Origin of the sequence: Stenotrophomonas sp. MH181796, from assembly GCF_009659995.1 — a bacterium.
GTDB lineage: Bacteria > Pseudomonadota > Gammaproteobacteria > Xanthomonadales > Xanthomonadaceae > Stenotrophomonas > Stenotrophomonas riyadhensis.
This window is the reverse complement of the sequence record NZ_RAHU01000001.1, coordinates 148,726-165,071: the sequence shown is the minus strand read 5'-3', so window position 1 is coordinate 165,071 and position 16,346 is coordinate 148,726. Positions and strand designations below refer to the sequence as shown.

16 protein-coding genes are annotated in these 16,346 nt (G+C 68.2%); 7 read left to right on the top strand and 9 right to left on the bottom strand.

From position 1 onward, the window contains the following. The first annotated feature begins 13 nt into the window (after positions 1-13). Together D5301_RS00710 and D5301_RS00705 are read left to right on the top strand one after the other, a co-directional pair. Positions 14-1,096: an HlyD family secretion protein gene (locus D5301_RS00710; protein ID WP_153854497.1), complete on the top strand. Its 1,083-nt coding sequence runs from the start codon at positions 14-16 to the stop codon at positions 1,094-1,096. Beyond that, positions 1,093-2,505 carry an efflux transporter outer membrane subunit gene (locus tag D5301_RS00705; RefSeq protein WP_153854496.1) on the top strand — a complete coding sequence of 471 codons (1,413 nt, stop codon included), beginning with the start codon at positions 1,093-1,095 and terminating at the stop codon, positions 2,503-2,505. The genes D5301_RS00710 and D5301_RS00705 overlap by 4 nt, the downstream gene beginning before the upstream one ends. Before the next feature lie 185 nt (positions 2,506-2,690). On the opposite strand, the gene D5301_RS00700 is transcribed toward D5301_RS00705, so the two are convergent. The 5 genes from D5301_RS00700 to D5301_RS00680 form a co-directional block, all read right to left on the bottom strand. Next, positions 2,691-3,029, bottom strand: a complete 339-nt coding sequence (locus D5301_RS00700; protein WP_005414449.1) for a hypothetical protein — start codon at positions 3,027-3,029, stop codon at positions 2,691-2,693. 77 nt (positions 3,030-3,106) lie between these two features. Beyond that, a complete protein-coding gene (locus D5301_RS00695) occupies positions 3,107-4,048 on the bottom strand; it encodes a DegV family protein (protein WP_153854495.1) in 942 nt (313 codons plus the stop codon). 95 nt (positions 4,049-4,143) lie between these two features. Continuing rightward, entirely contained in the window at positions 4,144-4,776 is a 633-nt protein-coding gene (locus D5301_RS00690; protein WP_153854494.1) for a 2-hydroxychromene-2-carboxylate isomerase, read from the bottom strand. Between the two features lie 20 nt (positions 4,777-4,796). Beyond that, positions 4,797-6,080: an amidohydrolase family protein gene (locus D5301_RS00685; RefSeq protein WP_153854493.1), complete on the bottom strand. Its 1,284-nt coding sequence runs from the start codon at positions 6,078-6,080 to the stop codon at positions 4,797-4,799. Then, positions 6,080-7,489: an amidohydrolase gene (locus tag D5301_RS00680; RefSeq protein WP_153854492.1), complete on the bottom strand. Its 1,410-nt coding sequence runs from the start codon at positions 7,487-7,489 to the stop codon at positions 6,080-6,082. Before D5301_RS00680 ends, D5301_RS00685 begins: the two co-directional genes overlap by 1 nt. Before the next feature lie 154 nt (positions 7,490-7,643). Here D5301_RS00680 and D5301_RS00675 point away from each other — a divergent pair, with 154 nt between their 5' ends. Further along, positions 7,644-8,420: an AMP nucleosidase gene (locus D5301_RS00675; protein ID WP_005414446.1), complete on the top strand. Its 777-nt coding sequence runs from the start codon at positions 7,644-7,646 to the stop codon at positions 8,418-8,420. 43 nt (positions 8,421-8,463) lie between these two features. Then, entirely contained in the window at positions 8,464-9,003 is a 540-nt protein-coding gene (locus tag D5301_RS00670) for a DUF924 family protein (RefSeq protein WP_110713615.1), read from the top strand. A 77-nt stretch (positions 9,004-9,080) separates the two neighbouring features. On the opposite strand, the gene grxD is transcribed toward D5301_RS00670, so the two are convergent. Continuing rightward, positions 9,081-10,007, bottom strand: coding sequence for a Grx4 family monothiol glutaredoxin (gene grxD / locus D5301_RS00665; protein WP_153854491.1), 927 nt, complete (start codon positions 10,005-10,007; stop codon positions 9,081-9,083). Positions 10,008-10,066: 59 nt separating this feature from the next. On the opposite strand from grxD, the gene D5301_RS00660 reads away from it, so the two are divergent. Further along, positions 10,067-10,846 (top strand): polysaccharide deacetylase family protein, encoded by a 780-nt coding sequence (locus D5301_RS00660; protein ID WP_153854490.1) that lies wholly within the window; start codon positions 10,067-10,069, stop codon positions 10,844-10,846. A gap of 145 nt (positions 10,847-10,991) precedes the next feature. Here D5301_RS00660 and D5301_RS00655 read toward each other — a convergent pair whose 3' ends face one another. The 3 genes from D5301_RS00655 to D5301_RS00645 are packed head-to-tail and all read right to left on the bottom strand — an operon-like array spanning position 10,992 to position 13,611. Continuing rightward, positions 10,992-11,711 carry a class I SAM-dependent methyltransferase gene (locus D5301_RS00655; protein ID WP_153854489.1) on the bottom strand — a complete coding sequence of 240 codons (720 nt, stop codon included), beginning with the start codon at positions 11,709-11,711 and terminating at the stop codon, positions 10,992-10,994. A gap of 4 nt (positions 11,712-11,715) precedes the next feature. Next, entirely contained in the window at positions 11,716-12,333 is a 618-nt protein-coding gene (locus tag D5301_RS00650) for an SGNH/GDSL hydrolase family protein (protein ID WP_324187239.1), read from the bottom strand. Positions 12,334-12,336: 3 nt separating this feature from the next. After that, entirely contained in the window at positions 12,337-13,611 is a 1,275-nt protein-coding gene (locus D5301_RS00645; protein WP_110713611.1) for a pyridoxal phosphate-dependent aminotransferase, read from the bottom strand. Positions 13,612-13,725: 114 nt separating this feature from the next. On the opposite strand from D5301_RS00645, the gene rsgA reads away from it, so the two are divergent. After that, entirely contained in the window at positions 13,726-14,835 is a 1,110-nt protein-coding gene (gene rsgA / locus D5301_RS00640) for a ribosome small subunit-dependent GTPase A (RefSeq protein ID WP_110713610.1), read from the top strand. A gap of 209 nt (positions 14,836-15,044) precedes the next feature. Further along, complete coding sequence (locus D5301_RS00635) at positions 15,045-16,298, top strand: flavohemoglobin expression-modulating QEGLA motif protein (protein WP_110713608.1); 1,254 nt, start codon at positions 15,045-15,047, stop codon at positions 16,296-16,298. The last annotated feature ends 48 nt before the right edge of the window (positions 16,299-16,346 follow it).

Here is a 16,346-nt window from a genome sequence, read left to right as displayed (position 1 = left end):
CAGGAACCCCCTCATGACGATCAATCGAACCACTCTCAATACCGGCCTGGGCCTGGGCGTGCTGGCGCTGGCCATCGGTGCCTGGCTGCTGCTGCGCGACGGCGGTCACCAGACCACCAACAATGCCTATGTCGTTGCCGACTACACGCTGGTTGCGCCGAAGATTCCCGGCTTTGTCAGTGCCGTGGAAGTAGAGGACAACCAGTCGGTGAAGGCCGGCGACGTGCTTGCCCGCATCGACGACCGCGACTACCAGGTGGCCCTGCAGGCGGCCCGTGCCGACCTCGCCAACGCCCGTGCACAGCTGGCCAACGCGCAGGCCGCACTGGCCCAGCAGGACTCGCTGATCGAACAGGCCAGGGCCAGTGTCGATGTCAGCCGTTCCGAACTGACCCTGGCCAGCGCCGACCAGCAGCGTTACCGCGAACTGGCCCGTGATGGCGCCGGCACCGTGCAGAACGCACAGCAGGCGCAGTCGAAGCAGGCCGTGGCCAGTGCGCATCTGCAGCAGGGCCAGGCCGCGCTGTCGACCGCACGCCAGCGCACCGATATCCTCAACGCTGGCGTGCAGGCCGCACAGGCGGCGGTACAGCGTGCAGAAGCGGCGCAGGCGCGTGCCGAACTGGACCTGTCGCACACCGTGCTGCGCGCGCCGATCGACGGCATGGTCGGCCGCCGCGCTGTGCGCGTGGGCGCCTACCTGACCCCGGGTACGCCGGTGGCTGCGGTGGTACCGCTGAAGCGCGCCTTCGTGGTCGCCAACTTCCAGGAAACGCAGATGACCCGCATGCAGGCCGGCCAGCATGTCGAGCTGAAGGTGGACGTGTTCCCGGGCAAGCCACTGCGCGGGCACATCGACAGCATCGCACCGGCCACCGGCGTCACCTTCGCCGCCGTCGCACCGGAAAACGCCACCGGCAACTTCACCAAGGTGGTGCAGCGCATTCCGGTCAAGATCGTGCTGGAACCCGGCCAGCCACTGCTGGACCAACTGCGTGCCGGCATGTCGGTGGAAGCCAGTGTTGACCTGGGCAGCCGCGCCCGCGCGCAGAGCGTGCAGCACAGCCCGGGGCACAAGAGCGGGGAGGATGCATGAGCGCAGCCACCGTGTTCCGCACCTTCGTTGCGGCCACCCTGTGCACGGCCCTGGCTGCCTGCACGATGGGTCCGGACTTCGTACGCCCGCAGGCGGAACTGCCCAGCCGCTGGCAGGGAGAGGCGGTCGCCGGCAACGCCATCGACCAGGACGCGGCCTGGTGGGCCGGCTTCGACGATCCACTGCTGGGGCAGCTTGCCGGCCAGGTGCTCGCGGCCAACCTGGACCTGCAGCTGGCCGCCAACCGCGTGCAGCAGAGCCGCGCCGCACGTGGCATCACCGCGGCCGATCGCCTGCCCAGCGTCAGCGCGAGCGCCAGTGGCGTGCGTGCACGCAACAGCGAGGTGGGCCTGAATGATCCGTCCGGCAACGGCGGCCGTGATGACTACGGGCTGTTCCAGGCCGGCATCGGCCTGAGCTGGGAACTGGACCTGTGGGGGCGTGTGCGCCGCCAGGTGGAAGCGGCCGACGCACGCGTGCAGATGGCGGAGGAGGATGCACACGCGGTGCGCATCGCGCTGCTGGCGGAAACCGCGCGTGATTACCTGCAGCTGCGCGCGACGCGGCAGCTGCTGGCGATCACCGAGGACAACCTCAGCATCGCCCTCGACATGAAGCGCCTGACCGAGGCACGCCAGCAGCAGGGCGTGGCCAGCACGCTGCAGGTGTCCAGCGCGTCCGCGCAGGTGGCATCGCTGCAGGCCCGCATCGCGCCGCTGCGGCATCGTGAATCGCAACTGCGCAATGCGCTGGCGTTCCTGCTGGCGCAGCCGCCGCAGGCGCTGGACGCGCAGCTGCAGGATGCACGCCGTGACTGGCCGGCGTTGCCGGCGGTGGCGGTGGGGCTGCCCAGTGAACTGGCCGAGCGTCGCCCGGACATCCGTCGTGCCGAAGCGGCACTGCATGCGGCAACCGCCGGCATCGGCGTGGCCAAGGCCAGTTTCCTGCCGCGCATCACCTTGAATGGCGACGCTGGTTTCCAGGCCAAGCAGCTGGATGATCTGGATGGCTGGAACGCGCACCGCTTCAGCATCGGGCCGTCGATCAGCGTGCCGATCTTCCAGGGCGGGCGGCTGAAGGCCAACCTGGCGCTGAGCAGGCTGCAGCAGCAACAGTCGGCGCTGCAGTTCCGCCGTACCGTGCTGCAGGCCTGGCATGAAGTGGACGACGCCATCGATGGCTATGCCGCTGAGCAGCAGCGCACGGTGCAGCTGCATGTAGCGGTGGACGAGAGCGAGAGCGCACTGGGCGCGGCGCGCCGGCAGTACCAGGCTGGCGTGGTCGACATGCTGGATGTGCTGACCACCCAGCGCATCGCGCTGGACAACCAGGCCGCGCTGGCCAACAGCCAGGCCACGGCTGCGATCGCGCGGGTGGAGCTGTACCGCGCGCTGGGCGGTGGCTGGTAGGGAAATGGAAACGCCGGGCCACGCCCGGCGGCTCGTCTGTAGTTGCCAACCTTGGTTGGCGTCTACCAGAGCACGGCCTTGCGCGGCGGCTGGTAGGAAATCGTCGGGGTAGTGCCGGCCGCTGGCCGGCAGCGACAACATCCATGGAGGTGCCGGCCAGCGGCCGGCACTACCAGGGCATGGCCTCAGCGCACGTCGCGCAGCTCCCAGTGGCTGCCGGCCAGCAGGCGCAGGCGCTGCTTGAACACATCGCTGTCGATGCGCGTGGTGGCCACAAGGTTGATGCGCAGGTCCTTCTGCTCGCCGGTCACGGTGGCATCCGGGTCGGTCACGCCCCACTGCGGTTCCACCGCATCCGGGTCAGGCTGCTTGGCCTTCCAGCGCTCGAACAGCGTGCCGCTGCGCAGGGCGTCCTGCAGCTCTTCGGCGAAACCGGCGGCGCCCTGCGAATGGAAGGACAGGTCAGGATCGTTGCCGCGGGCCTTGGACGGGTCGGGCAGGCTGATGTGGTACTGCGCAGGCATGGAGTTCTCCTTGAAGTGCGGCAAGGCTGGCACAACCGCGGTGGAATCGATGTGCAGATTCCCGCCGCAGTCGGTTTTCATTCAAACCGATGTGGCCCATCGGCGAAGCCCACGGTGACCGCGCCCTTGCCGACGTTGACCATGCCGGTCAGGCTCATCACCGATTCGTACACGGTCACGCCATGGCTGGCGCAGACCTCTTTCAGCTGTGGATAGCCGGGAAGGCTGCGCAATTCGTCCAGCTCACCGCCGTAGCTGACGCACACCGTCGGTGTCATCAGCCCGGCACGCACGCGCTGGCCGACCACCGAAAACAGTTTCTGCACGGCGTTGTCGAAACCCTTGATCTTGGCCACCGGTCCGGTCTCGCCCCGGTACCCATGGAGCACCGGCTTGATGTCCAGGGCACTGCCCAGCGCGGCGCTGAGCAGGCCGACGCTGCGGTCGCCCTTGTGCCGTGCACGCGCGCGCATGTAGTACAGGTCGCGGGTGACCATGTAGCCGTGCACGTTGCTGGCCAGTTCTTCCAGCCGTTCGCGGATCTGCTGCACGCTGGCATTGCTGTCGCGCAGGCGCACCGCTTCCACCGCAGTTACCGCCTGCGCGGCGAACAGGTTCTGGGTGTCGAGCACGCGCAGCGCGAATGGCGAGTTGTAGCCCGCCGCCTGCCGAACCGGCTTGTAGTCGTTGAGGATGGCGAAGCTGGCCTGCAGCGCGTTGTCATGGATCGGGCTGCGGGTCTTGGTGATGGTCATGCAGAACACGTGGTCGTAATCGATCACCAGCTGCTGCAGGAACAGGTCGCGGATCTGGTTGACGCTGAAGGGGATGGTCTCCGCTTCAGCGCCGTGCTCGGCCACGTGCGCGTGCAGGAAGCTGAGGGTAGCCTGCTCATCGCGGTGATCGGCCAGCACGGCTTCGCCGATGCGTACGGTGATCGGCAGCAGCACGATGTTGTGCTCGGCGATGAAGTCCTGTGGCAGGTCGCAGGCCGAGTCGACGACGATTCCGATGCGCATCCGCGGCTCCCCCTCCAGGGCGGTTGTAGGTTCGGAAACGTGAAATCTATCTCAAAACCCGGCGTGGCGCGCGAGGGAAACGCGCCACGCCCTGTTCAGCGATTGCGCTGCACCGCCACTGGCAGGGTGGCCAGGCGTCGCCATTCGGGCTGCTGCAGCAGGTCAGGATCGGCCAGAACGGCAGCCATCAGCGGGTGCGCATCGTTGCCCCAGAACAGCTCATCGTCGATCGCCAGGGTGGGCACACCGAACACGTCGGCGCTGATCGCGGCCTCGGTGTTGCGGCGCAGCTGCTCCTTCACCGCCGGGTCGGCGATGGCGCTGGCGACATCCTCGATACCCAGCTGCGCAGCAGGTTCGCGCAGGGCGTCAGGGCTGTCGGCCGCGTTGCCGTCGCGCCAGATCCAGTCGAACAGGACGTCCACCGCCTGCACGCTGGCGCCGGCGGCCAGGCACAGGCGCAGGGCGGACAACGGGTTGAACGGATGGCCCGGTGGGAACCGCAGCGGTGTGCCCTCGGCCTGTGCGGTCCACAGCAGCTGGCGGTAGATGAAGCGGCGCTTGGCCGGAATCTCGGCTGGCCCCAGGTTGCCCAGGTGGTGCAGCACCGCACCGAAGGCGATCGGCACGGTCTGGATCTGCGCGAACTGCGGCAGCCGCTTCAGCTTCTGCCAGTGCAGGTAGGAGTACGGAGAGATGAAGTCGAAGTACCAGCGCAGCGTCGCCATCGGTGTGTCCTCGTGTGCGGTCAGGGCTGCGCGTTGCGCTGCAGGTAGCGGTCACGCAGTTCGGTCTGGCGCGAGCGCATCGGCATCGCACGGCCGCCCAGCCAGACCTGCTCGGCATAGTGCACCACGTCCAGCGGATCGCCCTCCCACAGCACCAGGTCGGCGCGCTTGCCCGGCTCGATGCTGCCGATCTGGTCGGCCACCCCGAATGCCTGTGCAGGCACCCGGGTCAGCCCAGCCAGGCCATCGGCCCACGGCAGACCGTTGGCCACCGCGTTGCCGGCCAGCTGGCGCATCTTGCGCGCGTTGTGGGTGGCGTCACCGCGCTGCACGAAGGAAACCGCCACGCCGGCACGCTGCAGGCGCGCGGCGTTTTCCAGGGTGGCGCCGAGCTGGTCGAAGCTCGCCGGCAGGTTGGCCAGCACGTCGACGAACACCGGCACGTGCGCGGCGGCCAGCTCCGGGGCCACCTGCCAGGCTTCGCTGGCACCGGCGATGGCGATCTTCACCTTTTCGCGGGTGGCCCAGCGCAACAGCTGGCGGATGTCGGCGGCGCGATCCACCTCCACCACGATGCGGCCCTGGCCGGCCAGGTAGCGACTGAGTGTGCGGCGTCCAGCCGGCGTCAGCAGCGCGTGCGGCGAGTCCGCAGCCACCTGGCCGCGTGCTTCGTCGATCATCTGCTGCAACAGCATCCATTGCGCGGCGCGCGAATGCCCGGTCAGTTCGGAGGCTGCCGCGCCGATGCGCAGGAACAGGGCACGCGGGCCGATCGGATCGGTGCTGCCATCGAGCCGCATCACGCCGCCCTGGCCGGCGACGAAACCACCGCCGGTGGCAGCGCCCAGCGCAGTGAAGCCGATGCCTTCCAGGCGCGTGACCGGAATCAGCACCGAGGCCGGGTTGTAGGCGAGCGTGACGTCGAATTCCGGGCGCAGCGGCTGCTCACCGAGCTTCAACGAACTGTCCACCGTGCTTGATTCACCCGAGACCTCTTCGATACCGGTTTCGGTGATGCCACCAAACAGCGCCGGTGTCAGGGGACGGCCATTGGCCTCGACCACGCTGGCGCCGGCCGGCGCCGACAGACCATTGCCCACCGCACGGATGATGCCGCCCTGCACCAGCACGTCCGCGTTCTGCAGGCTACCACGTGCGCTGGCGGTGTGCACCGTAGCGTTGCGCACCAGCAGGTCCTGTGCCTGTGCGGATGTGGAGATGCAGGCCAGCACGACGGCAGTAGCGCCGAGCCATGCTCGGCTGCCCTTCGCGGCAGACTGCGCCAATTGCTTGAGCACCACCATCAGCGCACCTCCTGGCCAAGCTGGAAATCGGAACGCGGCGTCGCTGCCGGTGCACTGCGGTCGTACAACCTGCGGCCATCAATGAAGACCTGCTCGGCCAGCGCATACGAACTGAAGGGATTGCCGTTCCAGACCACCACATCGGCCATCTTGCCGGCCTCCAGGGTGCCGGTCTGGCCCTCGATGCCCAGCGCCTTGGCGGCGTTGGCGGTCATCCAGGTGATGGCGTGCTCGGGCGTGATCTCCGGCATGCGCGCGCGGCGCGCGGACGCCATCACCTTGGCCGCTTCCTGGTTCAGGCGCTGGATGCCCTCGGGTGAATCGGAGTGGACGATGGCGCAGCTGTTCTTCGGCCGGTCGACCAGCGCGATGTTCTCCGGGATGCCGTCGAAGGCTTCCATCTTGAAGCCCCACCAGTCGGCCCACAGCGCACCGCAGACGCCGTCGGCGGCCAGCCGGTCGGCCAGCTTGTAGGCCTCCACGCCGTGGTGGAACGCAGCGACCTTGAAACCGAACTCCTTGGCCAGGTCGAGCATGGTGGCCATCTCGTCGGCGCGGTAGCAGTGGATGTGCACGCGGATGTCGCCTTCGATCGCGCCGGCCAGCGTGTCCAGCTTGAGATCGCGCTTGCCGCCGGCATCACCGGCGCTGTCACCCTTGTCACTGCCGAACCAGCCCTTGCGCTTGGCTGGCTTCGGCTTGTTCTTGGCGATGTAGTCGGCGGCATCGATGAAGGCGGCGCGGTAGCCGGCCACGTTGCCCATGCGCGTGGCGGGTGCAACGCCCTTGCCTTCGCCATAGACGCGCTTGGGGTTCTCGCCGCAGGCCATTTTCAGGCCCCACGGTGCACCGGGGAACTTCATCGCCTGGTAGGTCACCGCGGGTACGTTCTTGAGGGTCACGCCGCGGCCACCCACCAGGTTGGCCGAGCCCGGCAGCACCTGCATGCTGGTCACGCCGCCGGCCAGCGCGGTGGCGAAGCCCGGGTCCTGCGGCCACACCGAGTGCTCGGCCCAGACGTTGGCGGTGACCGGTGCGGTCATCTCGTTGCCATCGCTGTGCGCGCCAACGCCGGGGCTGGGGTACACGCCCAGGTGCGAGTGCACGTCGATCAGGCCCGGCGTGACCCACTTGCCCTGCGCATCGATGCGGGTGACACCGGCGTCGGTCTGCAGCTGGCGGCCGACGGCGACGATGCGACCGTCGCGCAGCAGCACGTCGGCATTGTCCAGGCGCTGGCCGGTGCCGGTCAGCACGGTGGCGTTCTGGATCAGCACCGGCGCATCGGGATGCGCCTGGTAGGTGCTTGGGTAGGGATCGGCGACGAAGCGCGAGGCGCCCACCGCCGGTGCCGTGCTCAATGAAAGCAGCGCCAGTGCCACCCCGGCGCGCAACAACGTCGATGCCATGCAGTTCCCCTTGCAGCGTGATCCAGCCGCCGACGCTAGCCGGGCGGCGGGGCGTTGCCAAGTGACCTTCTTCACAGGCTGGCCGACGGCGGCTCGACGGCACCGCCCCGCTGACCGAAAATAGCCGGTCCCCCCGCCGTACCGGTTCCCCGCCATGAAGAGCAAGCAGGAAATTGTCGACAACTGGCTGCCACGCTATACCGGCGTGCCCCTCGACCAGTTCGGCCAGCACATCCTGCTGACCAACTTCGGCGGCTACCTGCATACCTTTTCGGAGCTGACCGGCGCGCCCGTCATCGGCCTGGACCGGCCGATGGCCAGTGCCACCATCGATGGCATCACCATGATCAACTTCGGCATGGGCAGCCCCAATGCCGCGATCATCATGGACCTGCTGTCGGCGGTGATGCCCAAGGCCGTGTTGTTCCTGGGCAAGTGCGGTGGTCTCAAACGCAAGAACCAGCTGGGCGACCTGGTGCTGCCGATCGCGGCGATCCGCGGCGAGGGCACCTCGGGTGACTACCTGCCGCCGGAAGTGCCAGCGCTGCCGGCTTTCGCGCTGCAGCGTGCGGTCTCGACCATGATCCGCGACCTCGGCCACGATTACTGGACCGGCACCGTCTACACCACCAACCGCCGGGTCTGGGAGCACGACGAGGCCTTCAAGGAGCGCCTGCGGGCGATGCGCTGCATGGCCATCGACATGGAAACGGCCACGGTGTTCGCCGCCGGCTTCGCCAACCACATCCCCAGTGGCGCGCTGCTGCTGGTCTCGGACCAGCCGATGATCCCCGACGGGGTCAAGACCGAGGCCTCCGATGCCAAGGTCAGCTCCCAGTTCGTGGAAAACCATATCCAGATCGGTATCGAGGCGCTTAAGCTTATCCGGCGCAACGGCAAGTCGGTCCGCCACCTGCGCTTCGACGAATGATGATGATGGCCGCGCGCAGCGCGCCGGCCCTGGGGAGTAGGTGATGGACGTTGCCGCGCAAGTGGTGGATTTCTGGAAGGAGGCGGGCCCGGCGAAGTGGTTCGCTCGCGACGACGCGTTCGACGCGCAGTTCCGCCAGTTGTTTCTGGACGAGCATTTCGCTGCGGCGTCGCGCGCGCGCGAGCATTGGCTGGGCAGCGCCGAGGGCGCACTCGCCTTGATGCTGCTGCTGGACCAGTTTCCGCGCAACTGCTTCCGCGGTACCGCCCATTCCTACGCCACCGATGGCCTGGCGCGGCACTACGCCATGCGCGCGATCGAGGAAGGCCTGGACCTGCAGCTGGTGCCGAAGCTGCGTGCCTTCATCTACCTGCCGTTCGAGCACTCCGAGGACCCGTTGGACCAGGACCGCTCGGTGGCGATGTTCGACGTGCTGGGTGACAAGGAATACCTGCAGTACGCCGAACTGCATCGCGACATCATCCGCCGCTTCGGCCGTTTCCCGCATCGCAACGCCGTGCTGGGTCGCATTCCCTCGCCGGAAGAACTGGATTACCTGGCCGAAGGCGGGTTCGCCGGCTAAGAAAAAGGGGACGGAGGGGATTAAGTCGTTTGAGGCACAAACGACTTAATCCCCTCCGTCCCCTTTTTCGGTGCCGATCAGTACTTCGGCACGCCGTTGTCCACCTCTTCCGACCAGGCGTTGATGCCGCCGGTGACGTTGAAGACCTTGGTGAAGCCCAGGGCGCGGAACTGCTCGGCGGCCTGCGCGCTGCGGCCACCGTGGTGGCACATGAAGGCCAGTGCGGTGTCCTTCGGCAGAGCTTCCAGCGCGGCGCGGCCGTTGCCGTCGAAGCTCTTGAACGGCACGCCGACGGCTGCGATGGCGCGCTCGTCAGCCGGGCGCACGTCCACCAGGGTGATGTTGCCGGCACGCACCAGGTCGTCAGCGTCGCGCACGCTGATCTCCTGCACCGGCTTGGGCGCGTTCGGGTTGTCGATGGCCAGGCCCTTGCCGCGGATGTCGTCCACCCAGTCGATGGTGATGCCGTTGGCGCGACGCGCGCTGGCCAGGTCGAACTGCACGCGCAGGCCGTTGGACTCGGCGGCAATCGCGCCTTCGTCGTGCGGGGCCAGCTGGAAGTTCGGCTGGAAACCGGCGTCGATGGACAGCTGCAGGGCAGCGCCCGGAGCATCGGCCAGCGCGCCCTTGAGCATTTCCACGGCGGCCGGGGTGACGGTGATGCTCGGCGGGGTACGGTCCGGCGCAGCCAGGCCCAGCACGCTGCTCAGCTCGCCGCTGGCGGCCATCTGCAGCACGATGTCGCTGCCGCCGACCAGTTCGCCGTCGATGTACAGCTGCGGGATGGTCGGCCAGTCGCCATAGGCCTTGATGCCTTCACGGATTTCCTGGTCGGCCAGCACGTTGACGTGGGCGAACTCGACGCCGAGGTCCTGCAGGGCGCCCACGGCCTTGGCCGAGAAGCCGCACTGCGGCATCGACGGCTGGCCCTTCATGAACAGCACGACGCGGTTGGCGTTGAGGATGGATTCGATGCGCGAACGCAGGGCGGGATCGAGGGACATGGACGTCGGGGTTCCGGGAATTCGAATCATCAATTCTAACCCCCATGGCATCATGGGGGATGAGCAACGCAGGAACATTGCATCGCATCCCGGCCCGCCCCTGGCGCTGGCTGCCCTGGCTGGTGGCGTCGCAGCTGGCCGTGATCCTGGTCTGGGCCCTGGCCGGCTGGCACTGGGGGCTGCCACTGATGGTGGCCAGCCATGCGCTGTTCATGGTGCCGGTGTTCCTGCCCAACAGCCGCTTCTATGCGCCGGTGCTGAGCCGGCTGCCGGAGGCCGGCAACACGGTATGGCTGACGATCGATGACGGTCCTGGCCCGGAAACCCGCGCCGTGCTCGACCTGCTGGACCGCCACCAGGCGCGCGCCACCTTCTTCCTGGTGGGCGAACGTGCGCTGGCGCAGCCGGAACTGGTAGCCGAGATCCTGCGCCGTGGCCACGACCTCGGCAATCACAGCCACAGCCATCCGCAGGCACGCTTCTGGCGGCTGGGCCCGGCCGCGATGCGCGCCGAGATCGAGGGTTGCCAGCATGCATTGCAGACCCTGGGTGGCCAGCCGGTGCGCTGGTACCGCTCGGTGGTGGGTATGACCAATCCGTTCGTGGCGCCGGTGCTGCAGCGGTTGGGGCTGGTCCGGGTGGGCTGGAGTGCGCGCGGCTTCGACGGCATCGACTGCACGGCGCAGGGCGTGCTCGATCAGCTGCTGCCCGACCTGCGCCCGGGCGCCATCGTGCTGCTGCATGAGGGGGCTGCCCACGGTCACAACCTGGCGATCATCGAGCGCGTGCTGCAGGCGCTGGACGAGCGTGGCCTGAAGGCGCAACTGCCGGCCCTGTAACCCAGGGTTCTGGTCGCTTGAGGCAGCCGAGCATGGGCTCGGCTCTACAAGGGCTGGCGATCATCCTGTAGCGCCCGAGCCGATGCTCGGGCGGCGGTGCGCAGCACCGGAAGACGTCGGAGGGCAGCCGGGCGTGAGCTCGGCGCTACAACGAAGGGCGTTCGGCCACCAGCAGCCAGCTGTTGAACGGGGTACGCCCGTGCAGCGGCCGGGGGGCAGTCACCTGCAATCCAGCTTCGGTCAGCGTCGCCTGCAGTACCTGTGGGTCGGGGTAGTGACGCGGCCGTGTGCCCATCCAGCCGACCAGCCAGGCCAGCCGGTCAGCCACCCGCGTGGTGCGGTCGCGGCTGTCGCCGGTGGCCAGCGGCGTGCGCAGCAGCAGGCGACCACCCGGGGCCACCCGTGTGCTTGCCGCGTGCAGCAGCGCCTGTTGCGGCCCCGCGTCCAGATACTGCAGTACGTCCAGCAGCAGGACGTGCCCGGATTGGGCCGGCAGCGGCGCCTGCACATCCAGGCAGTCGAAGTGCACATCGGGCAGGTCGGCGGCTGCACGCCTGGCACGCGCGATCTTGCCGGCATCCACGTCCAGGCCCAGGTAGCGCTGGCTACCGCCGCGCTGGCGCAGCACATGGGCGAACAGGCCGAGGCCGCAACCCAGGTCCAGCACCGGCTGCCCATCGTCAGGCAGATGCTGCAGCACGCCGTCGTACAGCGGATCGCTGCCGAGTTTGCCGCGTGTGTAGTAGTAGTCGCGGCGACTGCCCCAGACCTGCGCCGGCCGGAATGCGTCGGCGATCAAGCGGGCTTGCGGGGCCGCCAGGGGAGTGCAGGGCAGGGGCGTGCCAGTCCGTGGCGTGCCGTCCATCGCCTCAGTCCGTGCCGCCAAGCAGGTGCGCGGCCACCGGCAGGGCGCGCGCGCTCCACAGCGCGTACATCCGCGCCGAAGGGTGCAGGCCGTCTTCGGCAATCATCGCCGGGTCGTCACCGTGGTCACGGCTGATATCGGTGATGTCGACGAAGGCCACGCCCTGCTGGGTGCTGATCACCTCGGCAGCCGCGTTGAACTCGTCGGTCTCGATCTCGATGGCGGCCAGGTCGCGGCCACTGCCGGCGCCGAACGGGGTCGCACCCCAATCGGGGAAGGACAGCACCAGCACGCGGCCGGCGTCACCGCCAGCGAAGCCGATCGCCCGCTGCAGCAGGGCCTGGAACTGGCTGCGGTATTCGTCCAGCGGACGCCCGCGGTACTGGTTGTTGACGCCGATCAGCAGGCTGACGAAATCGAACGGCCCCTGCGGCGCGGCCGCATCGATGCCCGCATCGAGTTCGTCGGTGGTCCAGCCGGTGGTCGCAATGGTCTGCGGATCGGACAGCTCAGTGCCCTGTGCACGCAGCGCGGCAGCCAGCTGGTGCGGCCAGCGGCCTTCGACTGCAACCGCTTCACCAATGGTGTACGAGTCACCCAGTGCCAGGTAGGACAGCGCCACCACTCAGGCCACCGAGCGGCGTGGCTTCAGCGGCACGACCTTGGTCGCGTCCTCGGCACGGCGGGCCAGGGCACGGTCAATGCGCGCGAATACATCGCGCATCACCGAGGCTTCCGGCATCAGGGTCACGCGGAAATGGTGGCGGTAGGGCACGTTGAAGCTCGAGCCCGGCACCACCAGCACGCCCTCGTTGTTCATCAGGTCCAGCGCGAAGTTGTGGTCGTCGAAGCCCTTCGCCGCAGCGCCGACCACGGCCGGGAACGCGTACAGCGCACCGGCGGGAGCGACCAGCGACAGGTGCTCGCTGGCTTCGCAGGCCTCGATCACCGCGCGTCGGGTTTCATACAGGCGACCGCCCGGCGTGCACAGCTCGGAAATGGTGTCCGGGCCGTTCACCGCGGCCTCGATGGCGTACTGGCCCGGCACATTGGCGCACAGGCGCAGCGCACCGAGCAGGTCCAGCGCCGCGCGGAAGTCACCCAGGCGGGCATCATCGCCGCTGAGGTGGGCCCAGCCCACGCGCCAGCCGCAGGCGCGGTGCACCTTGCTCAGGCCGCTGAAGGTCAGGCACGGATGATCACCGGCCAGCGGTGCGACCGGCTGGAACACCGCGTCGTCGTACAGGATCTGGTCGTAGATCTCGTCGACCAGCAGCAACAGGTTGTGGCGGCGCGCGATCTCCACCACGCGCTCCAGCAGTTCGCGCGGATAGCTGGCGCCGCTGGGGTTGTTCGGGTTGATCAGCACGATGGCGCGGGTGCGCGAGGACACCAGCGTCTCGATCTCGCTCGGGTCCGGCTGGAAGCCGTTCTCCGGTGCGCAGCGGTAGTACACCGGGCGGCCATCGTTGAGGATGGTCGAGGCCGACCACAGCGGATAGTCCGGTGAGGGCACCAGCACTTCGTCGCCGGGATTGAGCAGCGCACGCAGCGACAGGTCGATCAGTTCGCTGACGCCATTGCCGAGGAAGACGCGGTCCGGATGGGCATCGGGCGCGCCACGGCGGGCGTAGTACGCCGCGATGGCTTCACGTGCCACCGGCAGGCCCTGCTGGTGGGTGTACGGGTCGGTGCGGCCCATGTCATCGGCGATCGCGCGCTGCAGGTGCTCAGGCGCACGGAAGCCGAAGGCGCCGGGGTTGCCGATGTTGAGCTTGATCAGCTTGCGGCCCTGCGCCTCCAGCTCCCGGGCTCGCCGCGCCAGTTCTCCGCGGATTTCGTAGCGCACTTCGGAAAGGCGCTCGCGGATGGCCAGGGGCTTGGGCGAGTTGGTGGACATGGGAGCTGGGCCGTCAAAAGGCATGGGGCTTCCATCCTACCGGAATTGCTGCAATGCATGGCAAGGGCTCGGGCCCCGTCAATGCTGGGCTGGCAGGGCGCCGGCACAGGTAGAATGGCAGTGATGACCCAGACCCCCGATTTCATCGCCCTGCAGACCATCGGCTGGCCCTGGCCGGGCCCGGCGCAGCAGGCCGACTGGCAGGCCGCCATGGCCGCTCACCCGCAGGCCCGCCCGGCGCGGGTGATCGAACAGCACCGCACCCACTATGTGGTGGCCGATGGCCCGGATGCGTCGATCAAGGCCGAGTCGCTGCCGGAATGGCAGCGCCCGCGCTTCCCCAGCCATGAACGGCCGGCGGTAGGTGACTGGGTATTGCTCGACGGCATCCGCATCGTCGCGCTGCTGCCGCGGCGTACCGCGATCAAGCGCGGTGCGGCCGGCGAGCACTATCATCAGCAGGTGATCGCCGCCAACATCGATACGGTGTTCATCGTCTGTGGCCTGGATGCCGACTTCAATCCGCGCCGCATCGAGCGCTACCTGCTGCTGGTCGGTGGTGGTGGTGCCGAACCGGTAGTGGTGCTGACCAAGGCCGACCAGACCGAGTACAGCGAGGATGCGCTGGCGGTGCTGGAAGAGCTGGAGATGCAGGGCATCGCGCTGCATGCGATCAACGGCCTGGATGCCGACAGCGTGGCGGTGCTGCAGCCGTGGCTGGGCCCGGGCCGCACGGTGGTGCTGGTCGGTTCCTCCGGTGCCGGCAAGTCCACGCTGACCAACACCCTGCTCGGCGAGCAGCGGATGAAGACCAACGCAGTGCGCGCCAACGATTCACGTGGCCGCCATACCACCACGCACCGCGCGCTGATGCCGTTGCCGATGGGCGCCTGTCTGATCGACACCCCGGGCATGCGCGAGTTGAAGCCGACCGGTGAAGAGACGCTGTCCGAAGGTGGCTTCGCCGACATCGAAGCGCTGGCCGCACAGTGCCGCTTCAACGACTGCAAGCACCAGCAGGAACCGGGCTGTGCCGTGCGTGCAGCGATCGAGGCCGGCGAGATTGAAGAGAGCCGGCTGCTGAACTACTTCAAGCTGAAGGAAGAAGTCGCCGCCGCCGCCGCCAAGCTGGCGGTGCGCCAGGCCGAGACCGCGCAGGAACGCGGCGGCAAGAAGGGCAAGGGCCAGCAGTTCCGCCCGGCAGGCAAGCCGCGTCGGCGCTGATCGGTATCGCGGGGTCGGATCCCATTGCACCGCAATGGGCTCTGACCCCTGCAATGAACCCGCGTCTGCCTGCTTCGGGTGGGTGCCAACTGCCCGCTCCTGGTAGGTGCCAACCTTGGTTGGCACGAATGGTTCCAAAGCCCGCCCTCGGCGGATGCCAACCCAGGTTGGCACCTACCAACGTGCGGGCAGAGCGCTATAGTCCGCGCATGGAACCGATCGCGACGCTGGACCGTGACGTGGCCCACCATGCAGCGCTCGATGCGCGTCTGGTCGAGGCCGTGGGAGGCATCCGCCTGCTGGGCCTGACCAGCTGGCCAGCAACGGTGCAGGCACCGTTCCTGGCCAGCGTGGCGCGTGGCCAGCCGGTACTGCCGAAGGTGGATTACCCGAAGCTGGACTTCAGCGAAGAACGCCGCGCACTGGCCGCGATCGCCGCCGACTGCGACGACAGCCATCCGTTGGGTCACTACGTGCGGCAGTCGGCGCAGAGCTGGGACCTGGCTGCACAGCTGCTGGAAGGGCTGGGCACTGCTGCCGTCGACTCCTGTTCGGTGCAGCTGTTCGGCGCCCCCGAGCAGCCGCTGCCGGGCAATGGCCCGAGCACGCGCGAAGCGGCGCGCCACTTCATCCAGATTGCCGCCGAGCTGGACCACGAACTGCTGGCACCGGAAGAGCAGGTGCCGGTCTCGGCCATCGCGCTGCAACTGCAGCTGCAGAACGATCTGGACGCCTTCTTCGAATCACGCATCATCCAGGTGCAGCTGGATCCGGAACTGGTGTCCAAGGCGGCTGCAGGCCCGACCCGCATCCGCCTGCGCACCAGTGCGCGCTTCAGTGCCTACGACCGCGCGCAGCTGTTCCACCATGAAGCGCTGGTGCATTCGCTGACCGCCCTGAACGGCCGCGAGCAGCCGGTGCTGCCGAGCCTGGCACTTTCCTCGCCGCGGGTGACGGCAACCCAGGAAGGGCTGGCCACCTTCGCCGAGCAGATCACCGGCAGCATCGACATCGAGCGCCTCAAGCGCATCAGCCTGCGTACCGAAGCGATTGCGATGGCGCGCGAAGGCGCCGATTTCATCGAAGTGTTCCGCTATTTCTGTGATGCCGGGCAGAACGCGGAAGAGAGTTTCGCTTCGGCGCAGCGCGTGTTCCGCGGCGTGCCGCCAAGTGGCGGTCTGGCCTTCACCAAGGACACGGTGTACCTGCGCGGCCTGGTGTCGGTGCATACCTTTTTCCGCCACATGCTGGCCGAGGACCGCCTGCAGGTCTGCCGCTGGTTGTTCGCCGGCAAGATGAGCCTGACCGATGCGATCGCGTTCGCGCCGTTGTTCGAGGCGGGGGTGCTGAAGCCGCCGCGCTGGCTGCCGCATTGGGTGAGCCGGGCGAACGGCCTGGCCGGCATGCTGGCGTTCTCGCTGTTCGCCAACCGGATACGGATGGACCAGCTGGCGCCGGAATGAAATGCGTTGGCGGGATGATGCGCTGGCGCCTCGATTGATATCGCTGGG

Coding starts and splice junctions, on each gene's coding strand:
- D5301_RS00710 (WP_153854497.1), top strand. CDS start 14: ATGACGATCAATCGAACCACTCTCAATACCGGCCTGGGCCTGGGCGTG.
- D5301_RS00635 (WP_110713608.1), top strand. CDS start 15,045: ATGGAACCGATCGCGACGCTGGACCGTGACGTGGCCCACCATGCAGCG.
- D5301_RS00700 (WP_005414449.1), bottom strand. CDS start 3,029: ATGCCTGCGCAGTACCACATCAGCCTGCCCGACCCGTCCAAGGCCCGC.
- rsgA (WP_110713610.1), top strand. CDS start 13,726: ATGGCAGTGATGACCCAGACCCCCGATTTCATCGCCCTGCAGACCATC.
- D5301_RS00660 (WP_153854490.1), top strand. CDS start 10,067: ATGAGCAACGCAGGAACATTGCATCGCATCCCGGCCCGCCCCTGGCGC.
- grxD (WP_153854491.1), bottom strand. CDS start 10,007: ATGTCCCTCGATCCCGCCCTGCGTTCGCGCATCGAATCCATCCTCAAC.
- D5301_RS00695 (WP_153854495.1), bottom strand. CDS start 4,048: ATGCGCATCGGAATCGTCGTCGACTCGGCCTGCGACCTGCCACAGGAC.
- D5301_RS00690 (WP_153854494.1), bottom strand. CDS start 4,776: ATGGCGACGCTGCGCTGGTACTTCGACTTCATCTCTCCGTACTCCTAC.
- D5301_RS00680 (WP_153854492.1), bottom strand. CDS start 7,489: ATGGCATCGACGTTGTTGCGCGCCGGGGTGGCACTGGCGCTGCTTTCA.
- D5301_RS00705 (WP_153854496.1), top strand. CDS start 1,093: ATGAGCGCAGCCACCGTGTTCCGCACCTTCGTTGCGGCCACCCTGTGC.
- D5301_RS00645 (WP_110713611.1), bottom strand. CDS start 13,611: ATGTCCACCAACTCGCCCAAGCCCCTGGCCATCCGCGAGCGCCTTTCC.
- D5301_RS00655 (WP_153854489.1), bottom strand. CDS start 11,711: ATGGACGGCACGCCACGGACTGGCACGCCCCTGCCCTGCACTCCCCTG.
- D5301_RS00685 (WP_153854493.1), bottom strand. CDS start 6,080: ATGGTGGTGCTCAAGCAATTGGCGCAGTCTGCCGCGAAGGGCAGCCGA.
- D5301_RS00670 (WP_110713615.1), top strand. CDS start 8,464: ATGGACGTTGCCGCGCAAGTGGTGGATTTCTGGAAGGAGGCGGGCCCG.
- D5301_RS00675 (WP_005414446.1), top strand. CDS start 7,644: ATGAAGAGCAAGCAGGAAATTGTCGACAACTGGCTGCCACGCTATACC.